General features: G+C 68.4%; 27 protein-coding genes. All 27 read left to right on the plus strand.

From position 1 onward, the window contains the following. Positions 1–169: 169 nt before the first annotated feature. The 27 genes from ACOOE8_RS16780 to ACOOE8_RS16910 all read left to right on the plus strand — a co-directional run bounded on the left by ACOOE8_RS16780 (position 170) and on the right by ACOOE8_RS16910 (position 22,203). Entirely contained in the window at positions 170–700 is a 531-nt protein-coding gene (locus tag ACOOE8_RS16780) for a peptidoglycan-binding protein (RefSeq protein ID WP_420392555.1), read from the plus strand. Between the two features lie 36 nt (positions 701–736). Continuing rightward, the gene (locus tag ACOOE8_RS16785) at positions 737–1,063 is read left to right on the plus strand and encodes a DUF1491 family protein (RefSeq protein ID WP_420392556.1); all 327 of its coding nucleotides are present in this window, start codon (positions 737–739) and stop codon (positions 1,061–1,063) included. A 31-nt stretch (positions 1,064–1,094) separates the two neighbouring features. Continuing rightward, positions 1,095–1,529: a YcgN family cysteine cluster protein gene (locus ACOOE8_RS16790; RefSeq protein WP_420394734.1), complete on the plus strand. Its 435-nt coding sequence runs from the start codon at positions 1,095–1,097 to the stop codon at positions 1,527–1,529. Between the two features lie 183 nt (positions 1,530–1,712). After that, on the plus strand, positions 1,713–2,024 hold the full coding sequence (locus ACOOE8_RS16795) for a hypothetical protein (RefSeq protein ID WP_420392557.1): 312 nt from the start codon (positions 1,713–1,715) through the stop codon (positions 2,022–2,024). Between the two features lie 71 nt (positions 2,025–2,095). Continuing rightward, positions 2,096–3,364: a DNA-packaging protein gene (locus tag ACOOE8_RS16800; RefSeq protein ID WP_420394735.1), complete on the plus strand. Its 1,269-nt coding sequence runs from the start codon at positions 2,096–2,098 to the stop codon at positions 3,362–3,364. Positions 3,365–3,441: 77 nt separating this feature from the next. After that, positions 3,442–4,617: a phage portal protein gene (locus tag ACOOE8_RS16805; protein ID WP_420392558.1), complete on the plus strand. Its 1,176-nt coding sequence runs from the start codon at positions 3,442–3,444 to the stop codon at positions 4,615–4,617. Next, positions 4,617–4,805, plus strand: coding sequence for a hypothetical protein (locus ACOOE8_RS16810; RefSeq protein WP_420392559.1), 189 nt, complete (start codon positions 4,617–4,619; stop codon positions 4,803–4,805). The genes ACOOE8_RS16805 and ACOOE8_RS16810 overlap by 1 nt, the downstream gene beginning before the upstream one ends. Next, a complete protein-coding gene (locus ACOOE8_RS16815; protein ID WP_420392560.1) occupies positions 4,802–4,978 on the plus strand; it encodes a hypothetical protein in 177 nt (58 codons plus the stop codon). Before ACOOE8_RS16810 ends, ACOOE8_RS16815 begins: the two co-directional genes overlap by 4 nt. Beyond that, a complete protein-coding gene (locus ACOOE8_RS16820; RefSeq protein WP_420392561.1) occupies positions 4,975–5,547 on the plus strand; it encodes an HK97 family phage prohead protease in 573 nt (190 codons plus the stop codon). The genes ACOOE8_RS16815 and ACOOE8_RS16820 overlap by 4 nt, the downstream gene beginning before the upstream one ends. A 3-nt stretch (positions 5,548–5,550) precedes the next feature. Next, complete coding sequence (locus tag ACOOE8_RS16825) at positions 5,551–6,774, plus strand: phage major capsid protein (RefSeq protein ID WP_420392562.1); 1,224 nt, start codon at positions 5,551–5,553, stop codon at positions 6,772–6,774. A gap of 102 nt (positions 6,775–6,876) precedes the next feature. Beyond that, positions 6,877–7,449, plus strand: coding sequence for a head-tail connector protein (locus ACOOE8_RS16830; protein ID WP_420392563.1), 573 nt, complete (start codon positions 6,877–6,879; stop codon positions 7,447–7,449). Further along, positions 7,446–7,772, plus strand: a complete 327-nt coding sequence (locus ACOOE8_RS16835) for a phage head closure protein (protein ID WP_420392564.1) — start codon at positions 7,446–7,448, stop codon at positions 7,770–7,772. Before ACOOE8_RS16830 ends, ACOOE8_RS16835 begins: the two co-directional genes overlap by 4 nt. Then, a complete protein-coding gene (locus ACOOE8_RS16840) occupies positions 7,769–8,176 on the plus strand; it encodes a DUF3168 domain-containing protein (protein ID WP_420392565.1) in 408 nt (135 codons plus the stop codon). The genes ACOOE8_RS16835 and ACOOE8_RS16840 overlap by 4 nt, the downstream gene beginning before the upstream one ends. Positions 8,177–8,187: 11 nt before the next feature. Then, on the plus strand, positions 8,188–8,601 hold the full coding sequence (locus ACOOE8_RS16845) for a phage major tail protein, TP901-1 family (RefSeq protein ID WP_420392566.1): 414 nt from the start codon (positions 8,188–8,190) through the stop codon (positions 8,599–8,601). An 11-nt stretch (positions 8,602–8,612) separates the two neighbouring features. Beyond that, positions 8,613–8,942, plus strand: coding sequence for a gene transfer agent family protein (locus ACOOE8_RS16850; protein ID WP_420392567.1), 330 nt, complete (start codon positions 8,613–8,615; stop codon positions 8,940–8,942). Between the two features lie 47 nt (positions 8,943–8,989). Continuing rightward, positions 8,990–9,148, plus strand: coding sequence for a phage tail assembly chaperone (locus ACOOE8_RS16855; protein ID WP_420392568.1), 159 nt, complete (start codon positions 8,990–8,992; stop codon positions 9,146–9,148). Continuing rightward, positions 9,135–9,710, plus strand: a complete 576-nt coding sequence (locus ACOOE8_RS16860; RefSeq protein ID WP_420392569.1) for a phage tail tape measure protein — start codon at positions 9,135–9,137, stop codon at positions 9,708–9,710. Before ACOOE8_RS16855 ends, ACOOE8_RS16860 begins: the two co-directional genes overlap by 14 nt. Next, a complete protein-coding gene (locus ACOOE8_RS16865; protein ID WP_420392570.1) occupies positions 9,710–10,345 on the plus strand; it encodes a phage distal tail protein, Rcc01695 family in 636 nt (211 codons plus the stop codon). The genes ACOOE8_RS16860 and ACOOE8_RS16865 overlap by 1 nt, the downstream gene beginning before the upstream one ends. Continuing rightward, positions 10,342–11,193: a DUF2163 domain-containing protein gene (locus ACOOE8_RS16870; RefSeq protein WP_420392571.1), complete on the plus strand. Its 852-nt coding sequence runs from the start codon at positions 10,342–10,344 to the stop codon at positions 11,191–11,193. Before ACOOE8_RS16865 ends, ACOOE8_RS16870 begins: the two co-directional genes overlap by 4 nt. After that, the gene (locus tag ACOOE8_RS16875; protein WP_420392572.1) at positions 11,190–11,618 is read left to right on the plus strand and encodes an NlpC/P60 family protein; all 429 of its coding nucleotides are present in this window, start codon (positions 11,190–11,192) and stop codon (positions 11,616–11,618) included. Before ACOOE8_RS16870 ends, ACOOE8_RS16875 begins: the two co-directional genes overlap by 4 nt. Further along, positions 11,567–15,484 carry a baseplate multidomain protein megatron gene (locus ACOOE8_RS16880; protein WP_420392573.1) on the plus strand — a complete coding sequence of 1,306 codons (3,918 nt, stop codon included), beginning with the start codon at positions 11,567–11,569 and terminating at the stop codon, positions 15,482–15,484. Before ACOOE8_RS16875 ends, ACOOE8_RS16880 begins: the two co-directional genes overlap by 52 nt. Then, complete coding sequence (locus ACOOE8_RS16885) at positions 15,468–18,344, plus strand: DUF2793 domain-containing protein (protein WP_420392574.1); 2,877 nt, start codon at positions 15,468–15,470, stop codon at positions 18,342–18,344. The genes ACOOE8_RS16880 and ACOOE8_RS16885 overlap by 17 nt, the downstream gene beginning before the upstream one ends. 78 nt (positions 18,345–18,422) lie before the next feature. After that, positions 18,423–19,373, plus strand: coding sequence for a TIGR02594 family protein (locus ACOOE8_RS16890; protein WP_420392575.1), 951 nt, complete (start codon positions 18,423–18,425; stop codon positions 19,371–19,373). Then, a complete protein-coding gene (locus ACOOE8_RS16895) occupies positions 19,370–19,660 on the plus strand; it encodes a hypothetical protein (RefSeq protein ID WP_420392576.1) in 291 nt (96 codons plus the stop codon). Before ACOOE8_RS16890 ends, ACOOE8_RS16895 begins: the two co-directional genes overlap by 4 nt. 214 nt (positions 19,661–19,874) lie before the next feature. Further along, on the plus strand, positions 19,875–20,147 hold the full coding sequence (locus ACOOE8_RS16900; RefSeq protein ID WP_420392577.1) for a PepSY domain-containing protein: 273 nt from the start codon (positions 19,875–19,877) through the stop codon (positions 20,145–20,147). An 18-nt stretch (positions 20,148–20,165) separates the two neighbouring features. Next, the gene (locus ACOOE8_RS16905; protein ID WP_420392578.1) at positions 20,166–20,837 is read left to right on the plus strand and encodes a response regulator transcription factor; all 672 of its coding nucleotides are present in this window, start codon (positions 20,166–20,168) and stop codon (positions 20,835–20,837) included. 22 nt (positions 20,838–20,859) lie between these two features. Then, complete coding sequence (locus ACOOE8_RS16910) at positions 20,860–22,203, plus strand: ATP-binding protein (RefSeq protein WP_420392579.1); 1,344 nt, start codon at positions 20,860–20,862, stop codon at positions 22,201–22,203. Positions 22,204–22,271: the final 68 nt, after the last annotated feature.

The raw sequence follows: 22,271 nt of genomic DNA on the forward strand, positions 1-22,271 counted from the left end.
CGTGGCCGTGCGAATCCAACAGCGGATCGAAGATTGGCCCATCGAGGCCTGGGTGGCATCGACAGCCTCCCTCGCCCGACGAGCATGCCGGCATGTTGCTCGTCGCAAGGGGCGCTTCGCCCTCATCTCAACATCGGTCGTCATCGTTGGGGTCGTGGGTGCCAACGCCATGTGGCGTCAGACGGCGGAGCATCCCGCGCCGCTTTGGCGGGAGACCGCCGAGGACGCCCGGTTCGCCTCGCACGGCGGCGCGGCGCAGGGCGGGACCGTGACGATCGAAGGCGAAGGCGACGTACATGCGACATCGCTGGTGCGCAACGTTCAGGACGGCCTGGCGCGGGTGGGCCTCTACGACGGACCCGCGTCCGGGCGGCTCGACGGACGTACCGTCGCGGCCATCGAGCGGTTTGAGGAGCAGCATGGGTTGCCCGTGACCGGCGAGCCTAGCGTCGCGTTGCTCGCTGCAGTCAGCGGGGTGGCCCCGACGGCCGCCCAGGTTGCGCCGGAACGGTATGGGACGCTGGGGGTGGCCGACGTACAGCGCCTGCTCAACTCGCGCGGGTTCGGTCCGTTGGCCGAGGACGGCAAGCTAGGGCCGAACACCAAGGCAGCGCTGGCACGGTTCGCGGCCAACGAGGGACTGCCCGGTGGTGCGAGCCCCGACGAGGTCGTCGCCGCGCTTGCCAAGAGCGGGGCGTAAGCCCACCTCACCGCCATGAACTTGGTTGACGAGGCAATGCCGCGGCTCCGAGCGGAGCTGTGGGTTCGAGCGTACCTGCGCCGGTGCGACGTGGGGAACGTGTACGCCGCTGTGTCGCGTCGGGGCGACCCCGGCGCAGGAGCGATCTTCATCGAGTGCCTGCATCGGGACGGTGCGGACCTCTGGGGTCCGAGGACACGCGTGGACGGTGCGCGGGGCTTCGAGCGGTTGCTGGGGCCCGTGCACCCGAGCAAGGTTGCCGAGCGGCTCGCGAATGAGGCGGCGTTCGACGGCGACTTGTGGGTCGTGACCGTAGAGGACCGCGACGGTCGTGCGTTCCTGTTGGACGACGAGCGTGTCTGAGCCCTTCTGGCGTCGCAAGACCCTCGAGGAGATGACGTCGGCTGAGTGGGAGTCGCTTTGCGACGGCTGCGGTCGGTGCTGCCTGAACAAGATTGAGGACTGGGACACCGGCGAAATCTTCTGGACCGACGTCGCCTGTACGCTGCTCGACCATGGGACCTGCCGATGCAACGATTATCGACGGCGCGCCGAACGCGTCCCGGACTGCCTGACGCTGACGCCGCAAGAGGTCCGCTCGATGACATGGCTTCCGCCGACCTGCGCGTACCGTCTGGTGGCGGACGGCGAGGACCTCAGATGGTGGCACCCGCTGGTGTCGGGATCGTCGTCGACCGTGCACGAAGCGGGCATTTCCGTGGCAGAGCGTGTGGTCAGCGAGGACGACGTGCCCGTCGAGCGGTACGAGGAGCGGCTGGTCATATGGCCCGCTGAGGTTGATGGCGTAGTTTTTAAAACTAAGAGTTGACAGCGACGCGCTGCTGAGGTATCACTTCGCCACGGTCGCAGAGTTGGATCCGGCGCCGCGGTGCGGTCCGGGTCCTCAGCGATGAACGGTTTCAGGGGCGTGCCGCGAAGGTGGCGCGCCCTTTTCGTTTGGCTGGTGCCGGGCGCCGACGCCCGCGAGGCGGGGTCCGGGGAGGGGTGAGCTATGGCCGACGCGATGCCGAGCGATGATGCTCGTGACTTGAACATCGTTGAGCGGTTGTTCGCGGCCTTATCGAAGCAGCTGTCGAAGATCGAGACCGACAGCTCGAGCGAGGGCGACGACGTCGGCGAACGGGCGAAGGTGATCGGTCTGATCGCCAAGACGTTCGAGACCTTGATCGGCGTCCGTTCTAAGGTCGCAGCGCCGGACGCGAAGTCCAGTCTCGACGTCGATCAGATCCGTCGTGACCTCGCCGAGCGTCTGGCGAAGCTGTCGGCCTCGGCCTGCGGCGTCGAGCCGAAGGCTGCCGGGTGACGACGGCGACGGCCTCTGCGGTCAGACAGGGTCTCCTCCTGTCGGCGAGGAACGGGACGTCGTCGCAGTTTTTGGAAAGCCTGCCAAAGGAACTTGCCCGCGCGCTGCTGGATGATTGGGCCATTTGGGCGCGGCAGGAGCAGTTGCCGCCCGACGGTGCTTGGACGAGCTGGCTGATCCTTGGCGGTCGCGGCGCCGGCAAGACGCGCGCCGGCGCCGAGTGGATCCGGGGCGTCGTCGCGGGGCGGGCGCCGTTCGCCACGCGTCCGGCCGGCCGCATAGCCCTCGTCGGCGAGGATTACAACGACGCACGCGAGGTCATGGTCGAGGGGGTCTCGGGCCTCCTCGCCATCTGCCCGGATGGGGAGCGTCCGGTCTGGCAGCCCTCGCGGCGTCGCCTCGAGTGGCCGAACGGGGCGGTGGGGCAGGTCTTCTCCGCGTCCGATCCTGAGGGCCTGCGTGGACCACAGTTCGACGTCGCGTGGGCCGACGAGCTTGCCAAGTGGGCGAACCCCGACGCCACCTGGGACATGCTGCAGTTCGCGCTGCGGCTTGGCGAGCGGCCGCGTCAGGTTGTGACGACGACGCCTCGCTGCGTGCCGCTCCTCAAGCGGCTGATCGGCGATCGGCGCACCGTGACGACGCGGATGACGACGGCGCAGAACGCGGACAACCTAGCTGCCGGCTTCCTGGAGACCGTCGTTGATCGGTATCAAGGCACGCGGCTCGGGCGCCAAGAGCTCGAGGGGGAGCTGGTCGAGGACCGCGAAGACGCGCTGTTTGCGCGGGCGCAGATCGACCGGGATCGGGTAAGCGCGGCGCCGGAGCTTCGCCGCGTGGTGGTCGCCGTGGACCCTCCGGCATCGAGCGGCGCGAAGTCGGCCGCGTGCGGGATCGTCGCCGCCGGGCTCGGGGAGGACGGACGAGCCTACGTCCTCGCCGACCACACGCTGCAGCGCGCGACGCCGCAGGCGTGGGCGGAGAAGGCGGTGTCGCTGTACCACACCGTCGGCGCCGACCGGTTGGTCGCCGAGGTCAACCAGGGCGGCGAGATGGTGGCGACCGTGGTGCGCGAGGCGGATCCGACGGTGCCGGTGGCATCCGTCCGGGCCACGCGCGGGAAGTGGGTTCGAGCTGAGCCGGTCGCGCTCCTCTACGCGCAAGGGCGCGTGTCCCACGTGGGGATGATGAGCGAGCTTGAGGACCAGATGTGCAACTTCGTTCCCGCTGGGACCGCGGACGGGGTGTCCCCAGACCGCATCGACGCGCTCGTCTGGGCGCTGACGACGCTGATGCTGGAGCCGGGCGGCGTGCCTCCAAGGGTCCGCAGGTTCGGCTGACGCGACGGAAAACGACGGCAACGGGTGACTAAGGGGGCCATCGGCCCCCTTTTTTCGTGGTCACGCAAGGGGGTGCGATGGGCATCTTTGGCAAGCGCGAGACGAAGGCCTCGCGGGTCGGACAGGTGATGCGCGTCGAGGCGCTCGGGCGTCCGGTCTGGACGCCGCGGGACTATGCCTCGCTGGCACAGGAGGGGTTCACCAAGAACCCCATCGTGTTCCGCTCGGTGCGCATGATCGCGGAGGCGGCCGCGTCCGCTCCGTGGGTGCTTTACGACGGAGATCGTGAGCTTGGCGCGCACCCACTCCTCGACATGTTGTCGCGCCCGAACCCCTCCCAGTCCGGCGTCTTCCTGATGGAGACGCTGTACGGCCACCTGATGGTCGCCGGCAACGCGTACCTCGAAGCGGTGGCGATCGACGACACGCCGCGCGAGCTCTTCGCACTACGGCCCGACCGCATGCGGGTGATCGCCGGCGCCGACGGTTGGCCGCACGCGTTCGAGTACACCGCCGCTGGGCGGTCCGTGCGGTTCGCGCAGGAGGGTCGCGTGCCGCCGATCCTCCACCTTTCGCTGTTCCACCCGCTGAACGATCACTACGGGTTCGCCCCCATCGAGGCCGCGCAGACCAGCCTCGACATCCACAACGCGTCGGGCGCCTGGTCGAAGGCGCTGCTCGACAACGCGGCGAGACCGTCCGGCGCGCTCGTCTACACCGGCGAGGGGCACCTCAACGACGAGCAGTTCGAGCGGCTGAAGGCCGAGCTCGAGGATGGCTACACCGGGGCTCGCAACGCCGGACGTCCGCTGCTGTTGGAGGGCGGGCTCGACTGGAAGACGATGGCCATGAGCCCGCGGGACATGGACTTCATCGAGACGAAGAACCAGGCGGCCCGCGAGATCGCGCTGGCGTTCGGTGTTCCACCGATGCTTCTCGGCATCCCCGGCGACAACACCTACGCGAACTTCCGTGAGGCGAACCGGGCGTTCTGGCGGCAGACGGTCCTGCCGCTCGTCAACAGAACCGCGCAGTCGCTGTCGAACTGGCTCGGCGCGGCGTACGGACCAAGGCTTCGGCTGTCGTTCGATCCGGATGGGATCGAAGCGCTCTCGACGGAGCGCGAGGCGCTCTGGGATCGCGTCGCGGCGGCGGACTTCCTTACCCGCGCGGAAAAACGGCTGGCCGTCGGCTACGGTGTGGAGCGTGCCGAGAGGGCCGTCGACATTGACGAAGAGGCCGTCGTCGACTGATGGACCCGTTGACACAAAGCGTCGTCGAGCGGGGTGATTTGGCGCACCTCGCCCTCTTCCTCTGGGCCTCCGCGTCGTCGGGCCTGCTGATGTGGACGATGCGCGAGCTGGCGCGGTCCAACAAGCGGTTCTCCGACTTCGTGGCCGCCATCGCCAAGCTCAATCGATTGTTTGGACAAACGTCATGACTGAGTGGCTACGGCGCATCGGGCAGCCGCTGCTGCGGCTGACGACGGTTCAGAAGGTCGACCACACGTCGGTCTTCGAAGAGTTCGCGCAGATCGTCGAGCGGGCGGCGCTCGAGGAGCGGGTCCGCAACGAGCCGCGGGTCGTCTGCTTCCGCCAGCGGAGGCGGCTGTGACCGGCGTGCCTCGCGCGCCGGAACGCAAGTACGCCCACGCGCTCGCCTCGCTGGATGCGGACGGCCGGTTCTGCGGTTACGCGTCCTTGTTCGGACGCATGGACCTTTCGGGCGACGTCGTCATGCCGGGTGCGTTCACGCGCACATTGGGACGGCGCGGGATCGCTGGCGTGCGCATGCTGCTCGAGCACGACCCCGCCGCACCGATTGGCCTCTGGATCAGTCTTGAGGAGGACCGGCGCGGCCTTTGGGTCGAAGGCCGGCTCACCGGTGCCGGACCTTCGGCGCACGCCGGCGCGCGCATGCGGGCCGGCACGCTCGACGGCCTGTCCATAGGCTTCCGGACCGTTGCGGCGGACGAGGACCGGTCGGCGAGGGTGCGCCGACTGACCGAGATCGATCTTTGGGAGGTGTCGGTGGTCGCGTGCCCGATGCTTCCCGAGGCGAGGGCACGAGCGGCAGGAGCCGACCGTGCAAGGGTGGGGGTCATCGCTCCCGAGGCCGTCGTGGACGCTGGGCTGCTCGCTCGGATGCGTCGGCAGACGGCCATTCTTCGGCAAACGAGGTGAACGATGGATAACGTAACGGGTGCTCCCGAGGTGAAGGCTGACCTTTCGACGGCGTTCAACGAGTTCATGGGAGCCTTCGAGGTGTTCCGTGAGACCAACGACCGCCGGCTCGCCGAGCTCGAGAAGAAGGGCGTCGATCCGCTGACGGTCGAGAAGCTGGCACGCGTCGAGGCGGTCATGGACGCCAACCAGCGGCGCATGGACGAACTGGTCTTGCGCAGCTCCCGTCCATCCTTGATGGGCGGCGTTCCGGTCGTCGCCGACGAGCGCAAGAGCGCGTTCGATAGCTACGTCCGATCCGGCAGCGAGGAGGCGCTGCGCCGCCTCGAGAAGAAGGCGCTGGTGACCGCGAACGCTTCAGACACCGGCCTTACGGTGCCGGCGGAGTTCGAGGCGGAGGTGCTGCGTCGCCTTGCGGCGCTGTCGCCGATCCGCTCGATCGCGAGCGTCCGGCAGACGTCCGCCTCGGCCTACCGCAAGCCGGTGACCGTGACAGGCGTGCCTGCAGCTTGGGTCGGCGAAACTCAGCCTCGCGAGGAAACCGAAGCAGCGCTGTCCGAGCTCGTGTTCCCGACCATGGAGCTCTACGCCATGCCGGCGGCGACGCAGACGCTGCTCGACGACACGGCGATCGACATCGACTCCTGGCTGGCCTCGGAGGTCGAAGCCGCGTTCGCGGAACAGGAGACGAGGGCGTTCGTCGTCGGCGACGGCCAGACCCAGCCGAGGGGCTTCACGACGTACGAGACCGTCCTTGAGAGCGATTGGACCTGGGGCAAGATCGGTGTCGTCAGGACGGGCGTCGACGGATCCTTTCCTTCCGGTTCGGCGAACGACGTCCTCGTCGACCTCGTCTATGCGCTGAAGGCGGGCTACCGGCAGAACGCGCACTTCGTCATGAACCGCACCACGCAGGCCGCGGTGCGCAAGATGAAGGACACGGACGGACAGTACCTGTGGATCCCGCCGCAGGTTCCCGGCACTCGTGCCTCGTTGATGAGCTTCCCGGTCGTCGAAGTCGAGGATATGCCGAGCATCGCAGTCGGTTCGAACGCCATCGCGTTCGGCGACTTCAATCGTGGCTACGTCGTCGTCGATCGCCTGGGGCTGAGGATCTTGCGCGATCCATACTCTGCCAAGCCGTACGTGCTGTTCTACACGACGAAGCGCGTCGGCGGCGGCGTCCAGGACTTCGACGCCATCAAGATGCTGCAGTTCGCCGCCTGATCCCAGCGATCGGCGGCTGCCGCCCTTAGGCGGCTTCGAGGCGGGCCGGTGCCGACACCGGTCCGCCTTTTTCTTTTTGGCGCTGAGACGACGGGTGGGACGATGGTCGCAATCCTTGTGACACCGCCGCTGGCGGAGCCTGTGACGGTGGAAGAGGCGAAGGCGCACGCGCGGATCGACGGGTCAACCGAGGACGCCAAGGTGGCGGCACTCATCACCGCGGCGCGAGCCGAGGTCGAGAACCGCACCGGTCGGGCGCTGGTCCGCCAGGGATGGCGCATCGTGCGGGACGCGGTGCCTTACGGCGGCGTCGTCCGTCTCAGCCCCGCGCCGGTGCGCAGCGTCGACGCGGTGACGGTCTATGGCCGTGACGGCCTGCCGTCCGTCGTAGCCCCGGAGGAGTACCGCTTCGACCTGTCGTCCTCGCCCGGCCGGTTGACGTTCGCGAGGGCCCGCTTCTGGGGCGCGCGGACGATGAACGGGCTCGAGATCGACGTCACGTGCGGCTACGGCGCACCTGAGGATGTGCCTGCGGCGTTGAAGCAGGCCGTCCTGATGCTCGTCGCCTACTGGTACGAGCAGAGGGAGGCAGCGCTCGCCGGCGTCGTCGTCGAGCCGGTGGCGCATGGCCTGTCCGCGCTAACCGCGTCCTATCGCATGCCGAGGCTCTCATGACGCCGAGGATCGGTGTGCTGCGGCGACGCCTCGCGCTCGAGGCCCCGGTCGACGTGCCGGACGGTGCCGGCGGCGTGGCACGGAGCTGGAACGAGATCGCAAGCGTTTGGGCGGAGGTTGCGCCCCGCCGCTCGAGCGAGACCGTCGAGGACGGTCGCGCCGTTGGGCTCGTGACGCACCGTGTAACGCTGCGTCGACGCGACGACGTCGAACGTGGTGTTCGGTTCACGGACGGCGAGGAGCGCTACCGCGTGCTCACCGTCGTCGAGGGCGATGCACAACGGCGCTTCCTCGATTGCCTGTGCGAGGAGGAGCAACCGTGAGCGACGCACGCCACGCGCTCCTCTCAGCGATCCATCAAAGGCTGACCGCGGATGCCGTGCTCGGAGCGGTGCTTGCCGGCTCCCAAGTGTTCGATGGGACGCCTCAGGGAGTGCCGTACCCCTTCGTCGCGACCGGGGAAGTGCGGTCGCGGCCGCTCGACGGGGATGATCCGCCGACGTTGGAGCACCGCGTCGAGCTCGTCGTCCACTCACGGGCCGCGGGCCGACGTGAGGCGTCCGACGTTGCAGAACGCGTTCGCATGTTGGTCGACGGCGCCGCCCTCGCACCTGCGGGGCACCGGCTGGTGTCCATCCGCCACATCGACACCGAGGTCATCGGGAGCCGGGACGGGCGGGCCTACAGGGCGCGGATGAGGTTCCGCGCCCTGACTGAAGCGAACTGAAGGAGGGCGCCTTGGGTGCGCAAAAGGGCAAGGACCTTCTGTTGAAGGTGGACGACAGCGGTGCCGGGTCCTTCGTGACCGTTGCTGGCCTCAGGTCGAAGCGGATCTCGTTCGGCGCTGAGGCGGTGGACGTTACCGATCAGGGCTCGGCCGGGCAGTGGCGTGAGCTCCTCGACGGAGCGGGTGTGCGCCGTGCGAACCTCGCAGGCTCCGGCATCTTCAAGGATGCTGCGTCTGACGGCGCTGTGCGCGCGATCTTCTTCACCGGAGCGGTGCGCAACTGGCAGGTGATCGTGCCGGACTTCGGCACGATTGCGGGACCGTTCCAGGTGACCGCACTCGAGTACGGCGGCAACCACGACGGCGAGGTCGTCTACGAGATCGCGATGGAGTCGGCCGGCGAGCTGACCTTCGCGGCGCTGTGACGGGGGTTGGGATGGCCAATCGGTACCGTGGCGAGGTCAGTGCCGTCCTCAATGGCCGGTCATGGACACTCTGCCTGACGCTCGGCGCGCTTGCCGAGCTGGAGGGTGCGTTCCAGTGCGAGGACATGACGGCGCTGGTCGACAGGTTCTCCTCGGGCAAGTTGTCGGCGCGTGATGCGGTCCGCATCATCGGTGCGGGCCTGCGCGGCGCCGGCAACGCCATCGACGACGACGAGGTGGCCCGGATGACGGCGGCCGGCGGCGCAGCAGGGTACGCCGCGGTCGTCACCGCCCTTCTCACCGCCACGTTCGGTGCCGGCGAGGCTAACGACCCTTCTTGACCACGGCCGCGCCTCATCAGGCGCGGCCGTTCCCATGGCACGAGTTGATGGCGCTGTTCCTCGGAGAGCGGAACCTCGCACCCGCCGACTTCTGGGCTCTGACCCTACCCGAGATCCAAGCCGTGATCGGGCCTCGCGCGTCCGTTGCGACGAGGCGGGGTGAGCTCACGCGCCTCATGGAAGAGTTTCCCGATGGCCGACCTTGACGACATCTCCGACAGCGCTGCGTTGGCGCAAGATCTCTCCGACACGCTGACGATCTCGGCGCAGACCTTCTCGCGTGTCATCGCGACCGGGATGAGGAACGCGGTGGCCGAGGGGCACACGCTGGATCGCGTGTTGAAGCAGGCCGCGCTTTCGATCTCCAACTCAGCGCTGAAGGCTGGGCTGCAGCCGCTTGCGAACCTCGTCGGACAGGGGGCGAACGCCGTCTTCGGGGGGCTCGGTCACGCCTTCGGCGGGAGTGTTGCGACGGCCGCGACGAAGGTGGTGCCGTTCGCCGAGGGCGGTGTCATCGGCGCGCCGACCGCGTTTCCGATGTCCGGCGGTCGTGTCGGCTTGATGGGGGAGGCCGGCCGCGAAGCCGTGTTGCCCTTGGCCCGCGGCTCCGACGGACGCCTCGGCGTTGCGCTCGAGGGCGCAGGCAGGGGCGGGACGACCATCAACGTATCCATTGCGACGCCCGATCCTGACGCCTTCCAGCGGTCCGAGGCGCAGGTGACGGCGATGCTCGCGCGGGCGGTGGCCCGCGGCCAGCGGGGGCTCTGATGGACGAGTTTCACGACGTGAGGTTCCCGCTCGCCGTCTCATTCGGCGCGACGGGAGGACCCGAGCGGCGCACGGAGATCGTGACGTTGGGCTCGGGCCAGGAAGAGCGCAACCAGCGGTGGGCGATGAGCCGTCGCCGCTACGACGCAGGAACGGGAGTTCGAAACAGTGACGATCTCGCAGTGGTGGTCGACTTTTTTGAGGAGCGTCGAGGGCGCCTTTATGGATTCCGATACCGCGATCCGCTCGACCACAAGAGCTGCGCGCCGAGCGATCAACCGTCTGCGCAGGACCAGCTTCTGGGCGTCGGTGACGGGTCTCGCGTCGCGTTTCAGCTGATCAAGCAGTACGGCGACGAGTTCGCGCCGTACGACCGTCCCATCGTCCTCCCGGTCGCTGGGACCCTGCTTGTGGAGGTCGGGGGAGTGACCCGCGTCGAGGGCGGCGACTTCACGCTCGAGAAGGGGCTCATCACGTTCCGACCGGAGGTCGTTCCGCAGGAGGGCCAGGCGGTCACCGCCGGCTACCAGTTCGACGTGCCCGTGCGCTTCGAAACCGATCGGTTGGAGATCAATCTGTCGCGCGTGGCTTCTGGCTCGATCCCCTCCATCCCTGTCGTGGAGATCACGCTATGAGGGCGATCCCCGGGAACCTCCAGGCGCACCTTAGCGTCGGCGTGACGACGCTGTGCCGCTGTTGGCAGGTCGAGCGCACGGACGGCGTCGTTCTCGGCTTCACCGACCACGATGGGCCGGTGGCATTCGACGGGATCGTGCACTCTGCGATGTCGGGCCTTGCCTCGACCGGCGACGTCACCCGGACCGGGCTCGGCGTCGGCGGGCTGGAGATCGCAGGCGCGTTGTCCTCGGCGGGGCTCGACGCCGGGGAACTCGAATCCGGGTGGTACGACTTCGCGCGTGTGAGGTTGTGGCTCGTCAACTGGGCGGACGTGACCGAACGCGTCCTCCTACGCTCGGGCACCCTCGGCGAGGTGACCCGCGAGGATGGTGCGTTCCGCGCCGAGGTGCGCGGGCCAGCGCAGGCACTGGAGACGGTGCGCGGACGCGTGTTCACCCACGCCTGCGACGCAGACCTCGGCGACGAGCGCTGTCGGGTCGACCTCGCTGCGCTGGCCCGCGAGGCGACCGTGATCGCCGTCAACGGCCCGCGAGTGACGGTAGAGGGGCTCGTCGACGCGCACAGCGGCACGTTCTTCGACGGCTCGCTTCAGGTCCTCACCGGCGAGGCGGTCGGCGCTCGAGCGGCGATCGCCGTGCACGGTCGGGATGTTCACGGAACGGTGCTGCGCCTGCGTACGGCGGTTCTCCGCCTTGCGAGCGGTGATGTCGTGAGGCTGAGCGCCGGTTGCGACAAGCGCTTTGCCACGTGCCGCGATCGATACTCCAACACCGCCAACTATCAGGGCTTCCCCCATCTGCCGGGCAACGATCGCGCGTTCGCCTACGCCCGGGGAAACTCGTGAGGCGGACGACGGTGGCGACCACCGCGCGCGAGTGGATCGGCACGCCATACCATCATCAGGCCTCGCGCCGCGGTGCTGGGTGCGACTGCCTGGGGCTCGTGCGCGGGGTGTGGCGGGAGCTGTTCGGCACCGAGCCCGAGGCCGCACCGCCTTACTCCCCGGACTGGGCAGAAGCCGTCGGTGAGGAGACCCTGCTGCAGGCCGCGAGCCGGCACTTCGTCCCGACCGATGCAGTGCGCGATGGCTCGCTCCTCGTGTTCCGTTGGAAGGCCGGGACGCCGGCAAAGCACGTCGGGATCGCCGTCAACGCGGCGCGGTTCGTGCACGCCTACGACGCGGCAGGACGCGCGGTCGAGGGCGAGCTCTGCGCGATGTGGCGCCGCCGCCTCGTCGCGACTTACGACTTTCCGGGAGTGACGGACTGATGGCAACGCTTGTGCTGCAGGCGGCCGGACAGGCCGTCGGTGGGTTCCTCGGCCCGGTTGGGGCCGTCGTCGGTCGAGCCGCGGGGGCGCTCGCCGGCAACCTGATCGACCAGCAACTCTTCGGGCCGCGCCAGCCGACCCGCTCCATTGGGCGCATCGACGACCTCACGGTGCAGACGGCGTCCGAGGGCAACCCGATCCCCAAGGTGTTCGGTCGGATGCGGCTCGCCGGCACGGTCATCTGGGCCACCGACTTCGAGGAGCGGGCGTCGACGAGTGCCGTTGGCGGGAAGGGTGGTGGCAGCGCGGGCAGCGTCCGTGAGTACAGCTACACGGTGAACTTCGCGGTCGGCCTCTGCGAGGGCCCGATCGCCCGGGTCGGCCGCGTGTGGGCCGACGGCGAGCCCATGGACCTGACCCGGGTTTCCCATCGCGTCTACACCGGGACGCCGGATCAGGACGTCGATCCCCTGATCGAGGCGATCGAGGGGACCGCGCCGGCCTACCGCAACCTTGCTTACGTGGTGTTCGAGGGCCTGCCGGTGGGCCCGTACGGGAACCGTCTGCCGCAGCTGACCTTCGAGGTGCTGCGTCCCGTGGGTCAGCTCGAGACCGAGGTCCGCGCCATCACGATGATCCCCGGTGCCACAGAGTTCGGGTACGATCCGGAGTTGGTGCGGCGGCGCGTCGGCCCCGGCGAGGCGATCGCCGACAACCGCCACCTCGGCGTTGCCGACACGGACCTCGAGGCGTCCCTCGACGAGCTCGTTGCCTTGTGCCCGAACCTCGAGCGGGTTGCGCTCGTCGTGGCTTGGTTCGGCGACGACCTGAGGGCCGGCGAATGCACGCTGCGCCCGAAGGTCGAAGGGCGCCACCGTGACACCAACGTCCCGTGGTTCGTCGCCGAGCACGATCGCGGGTCCGCGACGCTCGTCAGCCAGGATGCCGCTGGGCGCTCGTACTACGGCGGCACTCCTTCGGACGGGTCCGTGCTCCGCGCCATCCGCGCGATCAAGGCTCGTGGTCTCAAGGTGGTGTTCTACCCGTTCGTCTTGATGGATGTTCCTCCCGGCAACGGCCTCGTTGATCCCTACGGCGGCGAGGAGCAGGCGCCCTTCCCGTGGCGTGGGCGCATTACGGTGCGGCCCGACGGGAACACCGACGCGGACGTTGCTATCCAGCGCTTCGTGGGTGCGGCGTCCGCCGCGCAGTTTTCCGGCGCAGAGGAGCGCGTCAGCTACTCCGGTCCACAGGAGTGGTCGCTGCGGCGGATGGTGCTGCACTATGCGCAGCTCACGCAGCAGGCAGGCGGCGTCGATGCGTTCCTGATCGGCTCCGAGCTGGTCGGGCTGACCCGGGTGCGAGGGGCCAGCGACTATCCATTCGTCGCCGCGCTTGCTGAGCTCGCGGACGACGTTCGCATGATCGTCGGCCCGGCCACGAAGATCTCCTACGCGGCGGATTGGTCGGAGTACTTTGGTCATCAGGTATCCGGCGAAGACTTTGTCTTCCACCTCGACCCGCTGTGGGCGAGCCCGAACATCGACTTCATCGGCATCGACAACTACTGGCCGCTGTCGGATTGGCGGGATGGCGACCACCTCGACGCGGCGAATGCAGCCGACGTTTACGACGCCGCCTACTTGAGCGGAAACATCTCTGGCGGCGAGGGGTACGACTGGTTCTACGCCGATGCCGCGGCGAGGGCGGCGCAGGTGCGCACACCCATCGTCGACGAGGCCTACGGCAAGCCGTGGCTGTACCGCTTCAAGGACCTCGCAGGCTGGTGGGGAAGCCGGCACCATGACCGCATCGCCGGAGTGGAGCGCGCGCAGCCCACGGCCTGGGAACCTGGGTCGAAGCCGATCTGGTTCACCGAGGTTGGCTGCCCGGCGGTCGACCGTGGCTCGAACCAGCCGAACGTCTTCTACGACCCAAAGAGCGTGGAGTCGGCGCTGCCCTACTACTCGCATGGGCGGCGCGACGATGCGATGCAGCGGGCCTACCTGGCTGCCATGCTTAGCGTGTTCGGGACGTCGAGCCCGCAGAGCGCAGCCAACCCGGTCTCGGCTGTCTATGGAGGGCGGATGGTTGAACCGTCGGCGATCCACGTGTGGACCTGGGACGCGCGGCCCTGGCCGGCGTTCCCCCATCGTCAGGACATCTGGGCGGACGGCACCAACTGGGAGCGCGGCCACTGGGTCAACGGTCGCTTCGGTGGGCTGCCGCTCGATGGGCTCGTCGCAGCGCTGTTCGGGTGCTGGGGCCTCGATGCGCCCTCCGTCGAGGGTGTGCCCGTGGTGCTAGACGGCTTCCTTGTTTCTGGGCCGACCAGCCTTCGCGCGGTGCTCGAGCCGCTGCTGGCCGCAGTTTGTGCGGTCGCAGCGGACACTGGGACCGAGCTGCGCATCGTGGGGCTGTCTCGTCCGAGCTCGCTGACGATCGACGAGGCGTGTCTCGTGGAGGTCGACGGGCGTACCCCTTTGGTCAGTGAGACCCGGGAGGAGGCGCAGAGCCTGCCCGTTGAGGTTCGGCTGCGCTACTTCGACAGCGGGCGCGACTTCCAAGTGGCGAGCGCGCGGTACCGGCCGCGGGAGGGCTCGGCCCGGCAGACGGAGAGCATCGCCGTCCCTGCGAGCATGAACGGTGGGCTCGCCGCCGAGCTCGCCGAGCTCGCGCTGGCGGTGCGCTGGACCGGTCGTACGACGGTCCGCTTCGCCCTGCCCCTGTCGAAGCTCGCGCTGGTGCCAGGCGACATCGTCACCGTCGTCTACGACGGGTTGTCGCGAGACTTCATCATCGAGGAGATCGAGGACCTCGGCCCACGACTCGTGACCGCGCGCAGCATCGATCGCGCAGCGCAGGTGGTGACGCCGGTCCCAGGATCCTCGGAGCCGCCGGTGATGCCTCCGATGTTGGCACCACCAGTGGCATTCGGACTCAACCTGCCGCTGGTGGACGACACGGTGGCCGAACACGGGCCGTGGCTCGGCGTCTTCGCGCGGCCGTTCCCGGCTGCGATGGGCGTCTGGCGACTGGTGCCGGGCGGATCGTTCCAGCTTCTACGCACGATCGAACGGCCGGCCTCCCTCGGCGAGCTCCTGTCGGCGAGCCCGCCGGCGCCGACGAACCGCTGGCATTACGGCGGGGAGCTCGTCGTCCACCTTTACAACACCCGGGTGTCGTCGGCGCCGCGGGTCGACGTCCTAAGCGGCGCGAACGCCGTCGCGGTGCGCTCCGACAGCGGGGTCTGGGAAGTCTTGCAGTTCCGCGACGCGGAGCTCGTCGGCGAGCGGACCTATCGCCTCTCCGTCCTCCTACGTGGCCAGCTAGGCACCGAGGACGCGACGGCGTCGGGCTTGTCCGTGGGTTCGCCCGTGGCGCTACTCGACGGGACGCTCTCGACGCTTCCCCTGGGACGCAACGAGGTCGGCCTCGATCGCACGTACCGGGTCGGGCCACTCGGCGAGGGCGTCGGCGGCTCGAACACCGTCACCTTCGACTTCATCGGCACCGGACGTGCCCTCATGCCTTATTCGCCGGTGCACGGCGAGGCGCGGCTTCGCGAGGACGGCGCGCTGTTCCTGTCCTGGATCCGGCGGACCCGGACCGGCGGCGGGTCGTGGTCTGCCTCGGAGGTGCCGCTCGGTGAAACCTCAGAGCTGTACAGGATCGAAATCCTGGACGGCGCCATCGTCGTGCGCTCGGCGGACGTGACGGAACCCACCTACACCTACGCACCGGCGGACCAGACCGCCGACTTCGGCGAGCGGCCCGACCCCGTGTCCTTCCGTGTCGCGCAGATCGCGCCGGGGTTCGGCCCGGGCGTCCCCTACGAGGTGACTGTGAATGTCAAACAGCCGTAACCTTGCTCTGCCGTACGTGGCGGAGGCGCAGGCGCAGAAGCACGCCACGGTAAACGACGCGTTCCGTCGGATCGACTCCATCGTCCAGCTCTCGGTGATCGACCGCTCGCGGTCCGACCCGCCGCCGGCTCCCGAGGAGGGTGATCGCCATCTCGTTGCTGCCAACGGGACGGGCGCCTGGGCCGGGCACGACTTCTGCGTCGCGGTCTTCATCGACGGCGCCTGGGTATTCTTCGTCCCGGTCGAGGGGTGGACTGCGTTCGTGCGCGAGGAGGCCATCGTTGCCTACTTCAGCGGCGACGCTTGGGAGGTCCTGCGACCGCTCGAGGGGTTCGAGGCAACGGGTCGGCTCGGCATCAACGCCGCCGCGGACGCCAGGAACCGGCTCGTCGTGCGCTCCGAGGCGGCGTTGTTCGCGCCCGACAACACGCAGGCCTCACCGACCGGCGACGTCCGCATCATCGCCAACAAGGACGCGCCGGGGAACGTCGCCTCGCACGTTTTCCAGACCGACTTCTCCGGACGGGCGGAGCTCGGGCTCGTCGGGTCGGACGACTTTTCGCTGAAGGTGTCGGCGGACGGTAGCGCATTCGCCGAGGCGCTGCGCGTCGACCGCACGAGCGCGCGCGTGGACTTTTCCTCGGTCCCCGCGGTCGGTGGGGTCGAAGCGATCGGCTACACGGTCCGAAGTGGATCGGCGCTCGCCTCGATCGCGGTCCCTGCTGGGGTGGCTCGACTGCATACGCGCGGGTTAGCCAGCGAGAATGACGGCGGTGCTGGAGAGTACGTGCGGGTCGGCTCGCTGCCATCGGACGGTCTCGGCTTTGCCGACGGCGCGGGCGGGTTCTGGGAACTCGCAGGGACGACGGTCACTGCGCGCCAGGCCGGAGCCAGGGGCGACGCGGCGACCGATGACACCGCGGCGCTCAACCGCGCCTTTGCCTCCAACCGGACCGTCTTCGTCGAACGGGGCACCTACCTTGTCACCGACGCGCTGCGCACCGGCGGACCGTTCCAGCGGATCTACGGCGACGGTCGCGGGCGGACGACCCTGCGCGTTCGGCCCTCGTTCAACCTATCAGCCGCGGGCGTCGTCCACATCGTCCACCCGTTCGTGTCCGTCTCGGACATCGAGATCGACTTCGATCAGTCCGGCGCGACATCGCGGCAGACGCTCGTGCGCTATCCGCCGGCGGTGAACCTTGCCGGACAGAGCCGCTGCCGGCTTTCGCGGCTGCGGTTCAAGGCCGCCTGGGACGGCGTCGATGCCACCGGCAACACGGGGGGAGCGATCCTCAGCGACATCGAGTCGGGGTCGTTCAACGAAGGCTTTCGCTTCGCCGACGCACGCGACTCCGTCGAGCTCGTGGCGTGCCGGACGTGGCCCTACGAGTTTGCCGGGGATGCGACGCTGTTCGGCATCTACCAGGATGGCCAGAACGTCGGTTTCCGGTTCGGCCGCGTCGACGATCTCAAGATGTCGAACTGTACGCCGTTCCGCACCAAGGTGATCTTCGAGGCGACGGACGGAGTGGGCCCGTTCGGCACGGTGACCGGTCTCGCCCTCGATGGTTCGGGATCCAGCATCCTCTTTGAAGAGGGCGACATCGCGATCACCAGCATGTACTGCACGAGTGCAGCTGCCGACGACACCTTTATCCTGCAGACGGGCGGCGAACTCGTGCTGTCTGACTTCAGCTTCAGGGTCAACGGAACTGCCAACGTGCCGCTCGTCCTCGTCGATGGTCCGGCTGCCAACTGCCTCGTCTCGAATGGCCAGATCGACCTTGCGAACAGCGTCGCGTCCGGCGGCTTCAGGATCAACTCTGGGCAGCTGACGGTCTCCGGCGTGCGGTTCCAAGTGAACCCGAGCGTCGTCCGCACGCGAGCCCTGATCGAGCAAGCCAACGGCACGTTGTCGGTCTACGGCTGCTCGACCAACAGCGCGACATCCGGATCCGGTGACTTCATTCGCGTTCGCGTCGACCGCGATCACACGATCTTCGGCAACATGTCGGATGGGTACGACTACGTGTTCCCCGAGGGGCGCGAGCGGGGGCTCTACGGGCCGAACCACGACGGCTCGAAGACGCGCTTCGACACCCCGTTATGCGTCGTCGACGGTGCGAATGTCTTGACGCTGGGCCCCACGGAGCTGCGCTTCGCAGGTGGCCTTGCCTTGTCGCACGGGTTGGCGGACGAAGAGGGTTCTCTCGCGCTCGGTATCGCGGCGCTCGGCGCGGCGACGACGGGCTCGGCGAACACGGCGCTCGGCACCAACGCTTTGGCTGCCATCAACACCGGGCGGGACAACGTCGCGGTCGGGCACGAGGCGGCGGCGTCGATCACGGGCTCGCACAACACCGCGGTCGGGCGCGCAGCCCTCGCCGGAGCCCCTGCCAGCGTCCAGAACGCGACGGCGATCGGCTACGCCGCCACCGTCACAGGCAGCAACCAGGTTCAGCTCGGCAACAGCGCGACGACGACCTACACCTACGGCGCGGTGCAAATGCGCTCCGACGCCCGCGACAAGGCGGACGTGCGCGATACGACGCTGGGTCTCGACTTCATCGCGCGGCTTCGGCCCGTCGACTTCCGCTGGGACTACCGCGAGGACTACCGGACCGGAACCGGGACGAGCAAACTCGGAGACCGCAAGCGGCCTCGCTATCACCATGGCTTCCTGGCCCAAGAGGTCGCCGAAGTCATGCATGAGCTCGGCACCGACTTCGGCGGCTACCAGGACCACGCCCGCTCCGGCGGCCAGGACGTGGTGTCGCTCGGTTACACCGAGCTCATCGGACCCATGGTGAAGGCCATCCAGGACCTTCTCGCGCGGATCGAGCGCCTCGAGCGCTAGCCGCACCGCGACTGACTGACCGACCCGTAGGCCGTCCTTTCGGGCGGCCTTTTGTTTTTCCCCGTTGGAGCGCCCACGATGCACGATCGTGTCCCTTGGCTCGAATACCTCACCAACCACATCGGACTGAAGGAAGTCCCCGGGGCGCAGCACAACCCATTGATCGTCGAGTGGGGCAAGCTCGCCGGCATTGCCTGGTGGAACAACGACGAGGACGCCTGGTGCGCCGTCGCAGTCAACGGCGCGCTGGTGCACTGCGGGTATCCCTCGACGCGTTCGGCGCTCGCACGGTCCTTCACGAGCTACGGCACGCCGCTCGCTCGTCCGGTCCGCGGCGCCATCGTCGTCTTTCCCCGCGGCTCGAACACGCTCTTCGGGCACGTCGGCATCGTGGAGAGCGTCCAGTCCGACGGCACACTGACGGTGATCAACGGAAACGTCGGTAATGCCGTCCGCCGATCGGTGTTCCGCACCGCTTCGATCCTTCCCGACGGCATCCGTTGGCCGCCCGGCGCGGTGCCTCCTGCGCGTGGCATGCCGCAGGAGCCGGAACAGCAGCTCGGGCAGCGCTCGCTTCGGCTGGGGTCGCGTGGCTCCGACGTCGAGGCGTTGCAGCGTGACATGAACGTCCTCGGGTACCAGCTCGACGTCGATGGCGAGTTCGGCGGCCGCACCCGCGACGCGGTGAGCCGCTTCGAGGCCCGGCGGGGCCTGGAAAGCGACGGCGTTGCCGACCCGGCGATGCTGGCGGCACTGACCGCAGCGGTTGAGGCGCGGCGAACCCGTGAGGCGCGCCGCGAGACCGCGCAGAAGGCAGCCGCGCCAATCGCAGGCGCCGGAGCTGCGGTCACAATCGGCGCGACGGTGACCACGAGCGTCGAGATTGCGAAGGAGGTCCGCTCGCTCAACGACGGCACCGTCGTCGGCGCGACGCTTGTGGTGCTCGCGATCGTCGGCGTGCTCGGCTTCCTGCTGTGGCGCTTCGCGATCCGACGTGCCGAGGGTCCGATGGCGGAGGACATGGTGTGATCGTGCTTGGAAGGATCGCCGGGGCGCTCGGCTGGCACGGCATGGTCGGCCTTGCCGTCGGCGCCGTCCTCGTCGCAGCGCCTGCCTACCACGCAGGCAAGTGGACCGAACACGCCGCCTGGGAAGAGCGCTTAGAGCGCGTCCTCGCCGAGCGCCACGCTCAGTTGATGGAGAAGGAGAATGAGCGCATTGATAGAGCGCTGCGTGCGCGCCGCGCGGCTGATCGCGAGCCTGACGGTGTGCTCGGCGATGGCGGCGTGCCAGACGACGGGTTCCGCCGGGACTGACGTGTCGTGCCGGGCGTTCGGACCGATCCACTGGTCCGTCGACGACACCGCCGAGACGGCGCGGCAGGTCCGAGGGCACAACGCCGCTTGGGGTGCGTTGTGCGATGGTGCGGGGCATCGCCTGCGCTAGCAGCACGATGGCTGCCGGTAACATTCATCCGTCGTACACGAGGCTCGGGCTACCGTTCCATCCATGCGATCCTCAAGTGTTGTTTTGGCCCTCGTGCTGGCGCTCGCCATGCCGATGCTCGTCGCTGACGGCGTGGCGCAGGGCGGTTGCCTTTCGGCCGCCGAGCAGCGAAGCGCCGTGCGTGCGGGGGAGGCAGTCCGCCCCGGCAGCATAGGTCGTCGCCTCGGAGGCGAGGTGCTGCGCCTCAACCTATGTCGGCAGGGTGGCGGGCTTGCCTGGCGCGTGACCGTCCTGCAGGGAGATGGAAGGGTCGTCGATCGCGTGCTGGACGCACGCAGTGGCGAGCCCTTGCGCTGAGGGGTGGAGGGGATCGCGATGCGCCTCCTGGTCGTTGAGGACGACAAGGACCTCAACAGGCAACTGTGCGCAGGTCTACGAAGCGCGGGGTACGCGGTCGACACGGCGTTCGACGGTGAGGAGGGGCACTTCCTCGGAGACACCGAGCCTTACGACGTGGTCATCCTCGACCTGGGACTTCCTGAGCTTGATGGGATCTCCGTTCTCGAGCGCTGGCGCAAGAACGAGCGGATGATGCCGGTCCTCGTGCTGACCGCGCGCGACCGGTGGAGCGACAAGGTTTCCGGCATCGATGCTGGAGCGGACGATTACGTCACCAAGCCGTTCCACATGGAAGAAGTGCTCGCGAGGGTTCGTGCGCTGATCCGGCGCGCAGCCGGCAATGCCTCCAACGACTATGTGCTGGGTCCTGTCCACCTCGATGCTCGCGCGAGCCGTGTGACCGTCGACGGCGCCGCCGTGAAGCTCACCTCTCACGAGTACCGCGTCCTCGCCTACCTGATGCTGCATCAGGGTCGGATCGTGTCGCGCACGGAGCTGACCGAGCATCTCTACGATCAGGACTTCGATCGCGACTCGAACACGATCGAGGTCTTCATCGGCAGGCTTCGCAAGAAGCTCGACGCTGAGATCATCGAGACGGTGCGCGGCCTAGGGTACCGCGCTGTCCCCCCAGGCGATGCGACTTAGGTCGATCTCCGCGAGGGTCCTTTTGACGTCCCTCGCATGGAGTGTCTTCGCGCTCGCGGCTACCGGGATCGTCCTCGTGTCAGCCTTCCGCGAGAGCGTCGAAGAGCGCTTCGATGACACGCTCGCCGTCTACCTCTCCATGCTGATCGGTCAGCTCGCTGAGGAACAGGACGAACGTTTTGGCGGCATCCCTCCGGACCTTGGAGAGCCGCGCTTCGTCCTGCCCCTGTCCGGCTGGTACTGGATCGTCGTCGATGCGGGGACCGGGGAGGTGACGCAAAGCTCCGAATCCCTTGCGGGCGACGTCTTCGCGATCCCCCAATCGCTGGCGCAAACACGCACGAGCCTCGTGATGCAGGCCTACGCGGAGGGTCCGACCGGCGATCCCCTGCGCCTGGTTGCACGTCGTGTCGCGTTCGCCGACGGCGGTTGGTACCTCGTCGCCGTCAGCGGCGCCGCCTCGACCATCCAGGATGACATCGCCGCCTTCACGAGGCGCCTTGCGCTCTACCTTAGCCTGTTCGCGGCCGTGCTGCTCGCAATGACTTTCGTGCAGTGGCGCATCAGCCTGCGGCCGCTCACCAAGCTCGGGGAGGAGCTGCAGGCGGTGCGAGAGGGGCGGGTGGCTCACGTCAGCAGCGATCTGCCAGCCGAGATTGCTCCGGTCGCCGAGGCCCTCAACACGCTCATCGCGTCGAACCGAGCGACCTTGGAGCGCGCTCGCCAGCACGTCGGCAACCTCGCCCATGCGCTCAAGACACCGCTGTCGGTCCTCACCAACGACGCCGGTCGGGGCGAGGAGCCGCTGGCACGCTCGGTACGCGAGCAGGTTCAGACAATGCAGCGGCAGGTGCGCTACTACCTCGAGCGTGCTCAGATGGCTGCGCAGGACCGCCTCATCGGGACTGCGACGGACGTCAGTCCGGTCCTAACTAGGCTGCACCGGGCCATGTCCCGCCTCGGTCAGGCCCGAGGCGTCGAGGTCGAGCTCAGCCTCCTCGAGGCCGTCCGCTTCGCCGGCGAGCAGCAGGACCTTGAGGAAATTGTCGGCAACCTCGTGGACAACGGCCTTAAGTGGGCTCGCTCGAGGATCGCCATCGAGGTGACGCCGAGCGAGGAGCGGCTGGCTGGCGCGCCCTTCCAGCGCGCGTTCCGCATCACCATCGACGATGACGGGGAGGGGCTGTCCGCCGATCAGCGCTCGCAGGTCCTGTCGCGGGGCAAGCGGCTCGATCAGAGCAAGCCTGGCAGCGGTTTGGGCTTGTCCATCGTCGCCGAGCTCGTCGAGCTGTATGGCGGACAACTGACGCTCGGCCCCTCCGTTCTGGGCGGGCTTCTCGCCACCGTGACCCTGCCGCGTGCGTGAGGCGGAGCAGCGCGATGCAGCGATCGTTGACGGCGAGGCGCGCGGCGCCGTAGGCACACCCGCGAGGG

It is taken from the genome of Acuticoccus sp. (assembly GCF_965213555.1).
Classification (GTDB): Bacteria; Pseudomonadota; Alphaproteobacteria; order Rhizobiales; family Amorphaceae; genus Acuticoccus.